Source organism: Mycobacterium sp. (assembly GCF_036273375.1).
In the GTDB taxonomy this organism is placed as follows: domain Bacteria; phylum Actinomycetota; class Actinomycetes; order Mycobacteriales; family Mycobacteriaceae; genus Mycobacterium.
The window spans coordinates 57,576-64,188 of sequence record NZ_DASUHS010000210.1 but is presented as its reverse complement, the minus strand read 5'-3'; the positions used below and the strand labels follow the sequence as shown (position 1 = coordinate 64,188).

Below are 6,613 nucleotides of genomic sequence, written 5' to 3'. Positions count from 1 at the left end.
GATTGAGCCCCACAGTGGTTGGCCGATGAAGGTAACACCCTGCGGCAGCCGATGGTCGGCCATCCCGTAAAAGGAGGTGCCCTGATCCACAAGCACCACGTTGCCGGGTGTGAGGGCCACACAAAGGCGGTCCCACAACATCTTTTGGGTGAGCGGTTCCTCGCGCGGCGGGCGCGGCGGCAGCGGCTCGGCCGGCGGCGACACCACCGGTGGCGAAGAGATTCCGCGGCGGACCAGGATCGTGGCCAGCGCCTCGAGCGCGGCGCCCATTTCCAACGGCGCGAAGACTTCTCCGGCCACACTGCTCTGATACTGGCCGACATCGATCGTCCGGGCCGGGTCGATGTGCTGGCTGAAGAAGCCGCTGACCATGTCGGTGAACACCACCCCGGCAGTGACCAGCACGGGTGCCTCTTCGATCGCGGTGCGCACCGCCGGCGCGCTGGCGGACCCGGCGTAGATGCCCAAGAAGTTGGGCGAACTCTCGTCGAGCAGACTTTTTCCCCACATCAACGTGGCGTGCGGCACCACGTCGGCCGCCAGTAACGCCTCGAGTTCTTTGATCGCCTGCAGCCGGTGTACCAGCAAGTCGGCGAGCACGGTGAGCTGGTGGTCGCCGATGAGTTCGGCCGCGGCCTCGACGAACATCGCCAGGGCGCGGGGACTGGTGCCACCGGTGTAGCGGGGCAACGGTGCCTCCGGCGGCTCGGTGGGGAAGCGCGCCACATCGGTGGACAGCAGGATGTATCCGGGGCGCTTCTGCTCGCGCACCTCGGACAGCACGCGGTCGATCTCGCGGCGGCCCGTCGCGGGCATGAGATTGGCTTGGGCGCAGGTGATTTCACGACTGACCCGGAAGAAGTGCTCGAAGTCTCCGTCACCGAGCGAATGGTGCAGCGCCCGGCGGGTGCCTTGGGCATTTTTGGATGGGCCGCCGACGATGTGCACAACGGGTACTTGCTCGGCATAACTGCCCGCGACCGCGTTAGCCGCGGAGAGTTCGCCGACGCCGAAAGTTGTTACCAAAGCCGACATTCCACGTAGCCGCCCATACCCGTCGGCGGCGTAGCCGGCATTCAGCTCGTTGGCGTTGCCGATCCAGCGAATGCTGGGGTGGGCGATGATGTGGTCAAGGAACTCCAGGTTGTAATCACCGGGAACGCCGAAGATCTCCGAGACGCCGAGCTCGGCGAGGCGGTCCAACAAGTAGTCACCGACGGTGTATGCGGGATCGGTCGCGGCATCAGTCACAGGCACGACGGTACGCTCGGTCGAATCCGTTCCGGGTGAGACGCCAGGCCAGTATCGTGCGGGCCATGGCACTCAAAGAATCCCGCGACATCGTCATCGAAGCCAGCCCCGACGAGATTCTGGACGTCATCGCCGACTTCGAAGCGATGCCCGAATGGTCGGAACCGCATCAGAGTGCGGAGATCCTCGACACCGGCGACGACGGGCGACCCCGCCGAGTGAAGATGAAGGTCAAGGTCGCCGGGATCACGGACGAACAGGTGGTCGCCTACACGTGGGGCGACAACATGGTGAGCTGGAAGCTGGTCAGCTCTTCGCAGCAGAAGGCGCAGGACGGGAAGTACACCCTGGTGCCGAAAGGTAGCGAGACTTTGGTCAAGTTCGAGCTTCTCGCGGACCCGAACGTGCCGTTGCCCGGCTTCGTGCTCAAGCGCGCCGTGAAGGGAACGATCGATTCGGCGACGAAGGCGCTCCGCGACCGGGTGCTTCAGGTGAAGAAGGGCGAGTAGTCGCCGTGAGCGGCGACGGCCCGCTGGCCGGGGTGAGAGTCATCGAACTCGGCGGCATCGGACCGGGACCGCACGCAGGAATGCTGCTCGCCGATCTGGGAGCTGACGTGGTGCGAGTGCGCCGCCCCAGCGTGGCGATCGCAAGCGCGGCGAAGCCGGGCGCAGCGGGTCGCCACCAAACAGGCGTGGCGATCGCAAGCGCGGCGAAGCCGGGCGCAGCGGGTCGCCACCAAACAGGCGGCCTCACGATGCCGGCCGAGGAGCGCGATCTGCTGCACCGCGGCAAGCGAATTGTCGACCTGGACGTCAAGACGCAGCCGCAAACGCTGCTGGAGCTGGCCGCCAAGGCCGACGTGCTGCTGGACTGCTTCCGGCCCGGGACCTGCGAGCGACTCGGCATCGGGCCGGACGACTGCGCGGCGGTCAACCCGCGGCTGATCTACGCGCGCATGACCGGCTGGGGACAGGACGGGCCGCTGGCGCCGACCGCCGGTCACGACATCAACTACTTGTCGCAGACCGGTGCGCTGTCTTCGCTGGGCTACGCCGACCGACCGCCGATGCCGCCGCTGAACCTGGTTGCCGACTTCGGCGGCGGCTCGATGCTGGCGATGATCGGCATCACGGTCGCCCTGTACGAACGGGAGCGTTCGGGCAAGGGGCAGGTGATCGACGCGGCGATGGTCGACGGGGTCAGTCTGCTGGCCCAGATGATGTGGACCATGAAGTCCACTGGCGCACTGCGGGACCGACGCGAATCTTTTCTGCTCGACGGCGGCGCCCCGTTCTACGGCTGCTACGAGACCGCCGACGGAAAATACGTGGCCGTCGGCGCCATCGAACCACCATTCTTCCTGGCGCTGCTCAATGGGCTTGGCCTGTCACCTGACGACGTGCCCGCCCAGCACGACAAAGCTTCCTACCCACAGATGCGCGAGATCTTCACCCAACGATTCGCCAGCCGGAGTCGTGACGAATGGGCGCGGACCTTCGCGGGCACCGATGCGTGCGTCACCCCCGTACTGACGTGGGGGGAGGCCGCCGTCGATGAGCACTTGCGCGGGAGGTCCACGGTGATCACCGCCCACGGCGTCGATCAGGCCGCACCCGCCCCACGCTTCTCGCGGACCCCCGCCGGAACGGTCGGACGGCCTCCGGCGGCGACCACGCCGCTCAACGAAATCGACTGGTAGAAAATCGTTTACGGCGAACCGGTCCGCATCGCGGTCGGCCTTGCTAAGTTGATTGTCAGTGGCCGTCAAAGCATCACGGGAATTCGTCGTCAACGCGCCGCCAGCAATGGTCATGGAAGCGCTGACAGATGTCGGCGTTCTGTCATCGTGGTCGCCCCTGCACAAACACATCGAAGTGATCGACCGGTATCCGGACGGCCGGCCGTACCACGTCAAAGCCACCATCAAGATTCTCGGGCTGGTCGACAAAGAGGTCCTGGAATACCACTGGGGACCCGACTGGGTTGTCTACGACGCCAAGGGGACCTCACAGCAGCACGGGCAGCACGTCGAGTACACCCTCAAACCCGAAGGGGTCGACCAGACTCGGGTGCGCTTCGACATCACCGTCGAACCCGGCCGGCCCATGCCCGCGTTCGTCGTGCGGCGGGCGGCCGAGGGTGTTCTCGACGCGGCGGTAAAGGGATTGTGCGAATTCGTGAACCGCGGCAATCATCCGGCCGAGTCCTGATACTCGGCGCCGTCTGCACTTTTAGCCTTCGCCGGCGGCGGTGCTGTTGTTAACTTGTAGGCGGTGGCTATACAAGCATCGTCGGAAATCGTCATTGACGCGCCTCCGGAACTCATCATGGAGGCGCTCGCCGATATGCACGCGGTGCCGTCATGGTCGTCGGTGCACAAACGAGTCGAGGTCGTCGACAAGCATTCCGACGGGCGGCCTCATCATGTGAAGGTCACGATCTCGGTGACCGGCATCCACGACACCGAATTGCTGGAGTATCACTGGGGTCCGGACTGGATGGTGTGGGATGCCCACAAGACGGCGCAGCAACACGGTCAGCATGGTGAGTACAACCTGAGCCGGCTGAGCGACGACAAGACCAGGGTGCGATTCACCATTACCGTCGAGCCGTGGGCGCCCCTGCCGGAGTTCTGGGTCGCCCGGGCCCGCAAGAAAATCCTTCATGCCGCGCTGGAGGGCCTGCGCAAGCGCGTAATGGGTGCGGTGGGCTAGCGGGCTGATTCGTTTTTCAGCGCGCCCAGTCGCTTGATCGCCTCATCGAGGGTGTCGTCGCGTTTGCAGAAGGTGAAGCGCACCAAGTGATTCCACACGTCGGCCGGACCGTGCGTTGTGGTTGGGTCGCAGAACGCCGACATCGGGATCGCGGCCACTCCCACCTTTTCCGGGAGTGCCGCGCAGAACGCGCTGCTGTCGTCGTAGCCCAGCGGACGCGGATCGGCGCACAGGAAGTAGGTACCGGCGCTGTCGTGCACCTCGAACCCGACGTCGATCAGCCCGGCAGCCAGTCGATCGCGCCTGGCCTGCAAGGTGGCGCGCAGGCCGGCCACCCACGCGTCCTCGGTCTCCAGCGCCAGGGCCACCGCCGGCTGGAACGGCGCGCCGCCGACATAGCTCAGATACTGTTTGGCCGCGCGCATTCCTGCGATGAGATGTGCTGGGCCGCAAGCCCAGCCGATCTTCCAGCCGGTGCAGTTGAACATCTTGGCGGCGCTCGAGATGGTGATCGTCCGCTGCGCCATGCCGTCGAAGCCGGCCAGCGGCACATGCTGCCGCCCGTCGAACACCAGGTGCTCGTAGACCTCATCGGTGATCACCAACAGGTCGGCCGCGATCGCGACCTCGGCGATGGCCGCCAACTCCTCGGCGCTCAGCACCGTACCGGTCGGGTTGTGCGGGGAGTTGACGATCACCGCGCGGGTCCGTGGCGTCACCGCCCGGCGCAGGGCGTCGGCGTCCAGGGCGAAGCCGCGGCCATGGGGGACCAGCGGCACGGCCATCCGTTGCGCGGAGGCCATCGCCACCACCGGCGAGTAGGAGTCGTAGAACGGCTCGATGAGCAGGACCTCGGAGCCGGGTTCGACCAGGCCGATCACCGCCGAGGCGATGGCCTCGGTTGCCCCGACCGTCACGAGCACCTCGGTGTCGGGGTCGTATTCAATGCCGTAGCGGCGCTGCCGTTGGGCAGCGATGGCGTGGCGCAGCGGCGCGATGCCGATGCCCGGTGGGTATTGATTGACGCCGTCGGCGATGGCCTCCTGGGCGGCCTTCAGCATGGCCGGAGGGCCGTCCTCGTCGGGAAACCCCTGGCCAAGGTTCACCGCTCCGATCCGCGCGGCCAGCGCCGACATTTCGGCGAACACCGTGGTCGCGTAGGGGCGCAGTCGCGACACCGTCATGGTGGTCGAGCTTAGGCGGGACGTGGTTCGGCGAACGTGAAGCTAGCTTCACACTGAGCGCCGAGCGTGAAGTTACCTTCACATTCGGCCGCGCTGGCGGGACGTTCGGGCTCGTGGTGTCGGTCACAAGCGCCCTGAGCTGCGCGGTCTTGGCCAACCAACAGGTTGGCCGGGGGCCCTGTTAGGGTGGGGCGGGATCTAGTCTTGAAGACGGATTCGAACCCTATTCGGAGAACAGGAAGTCGTCATGTCCGAAGAAGCTTTTATCTACGAGGCCATCCGTACCCCGCGGGGCAAGCAGCGCAACGGTTCGCTGAACGAGGTGAAGCCCCTCAACCTGGTCGTGGGCCTGGTTGACGAGCTCCGTCGGCGTTTCCCCGACCTCGACGAGAACCTGATCAGCGACATGATCCTGGGTGTCGTGTCCCCGGTCGGCGACCAGGGCGGTGACATCGCCCGCACCGCGGTGCTGGCCGCCGGGCTGCCCGAGACCACCGGCGGTGTGCAGCTCAACCGGTTCTGCGCCTCCGGCCTGGAGGCGGTCAACACCGCCGCGCAAAAGGTGCGGTCCGGCTGGGACGACCTGGTGCTGGCCGGCGGTGTCGAGTCGATGAGCCGCGTCCCGATGGGCTCCGACGGCGGCGCCTGGGCGACCGACCCCGAGACCAACTACCAGATCGGCTTTGTGCCCCAGGGCATCGGCGCCGACCTGATCGCCACCATCGAGGGCTTCTCGCGTGACGACGTCGACGCCTACGCGCTGCGCAGCCAGCAGAAGGCCGCCGAGGCGTGGTCGGGCGGGTACTTCGCCAAGTCGGTCGTGCCGGTGCGCGATCAGAACGGTCTGGTCATCCTCGACCACGACGAGCACATGCGGCCCGACACCACCCTGGAGGGCCTGGGCAAGCTGAAGACTGCGTTCGACGGCATCGGCGAGATGGGCGGCTTCGACGATGTGGCGCTGACGAAGTACCACTACGTCGAGAAGATCAACCACGTCCACACCGGCGGCAACAGCTCCGGCATCGTCGACGGCGCCGCGCTGGTGCTGGTCGGTTCGGAAGCGGCCGGCAAGTCGCAGGGGCTGACACCGCGGGCGCGCATCGTGGCCACCGCCACGAGCGGCTCCGACCCGGTCATCATGCTCACCGGCCCGACCCCGGCCACGAAGAAGGTGCTCGATCGCGCGGGCCTGACGGTCGACGACATCGATCTGTTCGAGCTCAACGAGGCGTTCGCGTCGGTGGTGCTGAAGTTCCAGAAGGACCTCAACATTCCCGACGAGAAGCTCAACGTCAACGGCGGCGCCATCGCGATGGGCCACCCGCTGGGCGCCACCGGCGCCATGATCACCGGCACCATGGTCGACGAGCTCGAGCGCCGCAACGCGCGTCGCGCCCTGGTCACACTGTGCATCGGCGGCGGCATGGGTGTCGCCACCATCATCGAGAGGGTTTAAGG

General features: G+C 66.4%; 7 protein-coding genes. 5 read left to right on the top strand and 2 right to left on the bottom strand.

The genetic code is table 11. The annotated features are described in order from the left end of the window. A partial coding sequence (locus tag VFW69_RS19325) for an alpha-keto acid decarboxylase family protein (RefSeq protein WP_526503555.1) occupies positions 1 to 1,251 on the bottom strand: 1,251 nt, incomplete at its 3' end. 65 nt (positions 1,252 to 1,316) lie between these two features. On the opposite strand from VFW69_RS19325, the gene VFW69_RS19320 reads away from it, so the two are divergent. From VFW69_RS19320 to VFW69_RS19305, 4 genes are all read left to right on the top strand, one after another. Then, positions 1,317 to 1,760, top strand: coding sequence for an SRPBCC family protein (locus VFW69_RS19320; RefSeq protein WP_526503553.1), 444 nt, complete (start codon positions 1,317 to 1,319; stop codon positions 1,758 to 1,760). A 5-nt stretch (positions 1,761 to 1,765) separates the two neighbouring features. Then, positions 1,766 to 2,953 (top strand): CaiB/BaiF CoA transferase family protein, encoded by a 1,188-nt coding sequence (locus VFW69_RS19315; RefSeq protein WP_526503551.1) that lies wholly within the window; start codon positions 1,766 to 1,768, stop codon positions 2,951 to 2,953. A gap of 58 nt (positions 2,954 to 3,011) precedes the next feature. Then, the gene (locus VFW69_RS19310; protein ID WP_526503549.1) at positions 3,012 to 3,464 is read left to right on the top strand and encodes an SRPBCC family protein; all 453 of its coding nucleotides are present in this window, start codon (positions 3,012 to 3,014) and stop codon (positions 3,462 to 3,464) included. Between the two features lie 63 nt (positions 3,465 to 3,527). Next, entirely contained in the window at positions 3,528 to 3,968 is a 441-nt protein-coding gene (locus tag VFW69_RS19305; protein WP_526503547.1) for an SRPBCC family protein, read from the top strand. Here the strand turns inward: VFW69_RS19305 and VFW69_RS19300 are convergent. Next, a complete protein-coding gene (locus VFW69_RS19300) occupies positions 3,965 to 5,152 on the bottom strand; it encodes a pyridoxal phosphate-dependent aminotransferase (protein WP_526503545.1) in 1,188 nt (395 codons plus the stop codon). The genes VFW69_RS19305 and VFW69_RS19300 overlap by 4 nt on opposite strands. A gap of 247 nt (positions 5,153 to 5,399) precedes the next feature. On the opposite strand from VFW69_RS19300, the gene VFW69_RS19295 reads away from it, so the two are divergent. After that, positions 5,400 to 6,611 (top strand): acetyl-CoA C-acetyltransferase, encoded by a 1,212-nt coding sequence (locus tag VFW69_RS19295; protein WP_526503543.1) that lies wholly within the window; start codon positions 5,400 to 5,402, stop codon positions 6,609 to 6,611. Positions 6,612 to 6,613 lie beyond the last annotated feature (2 nt).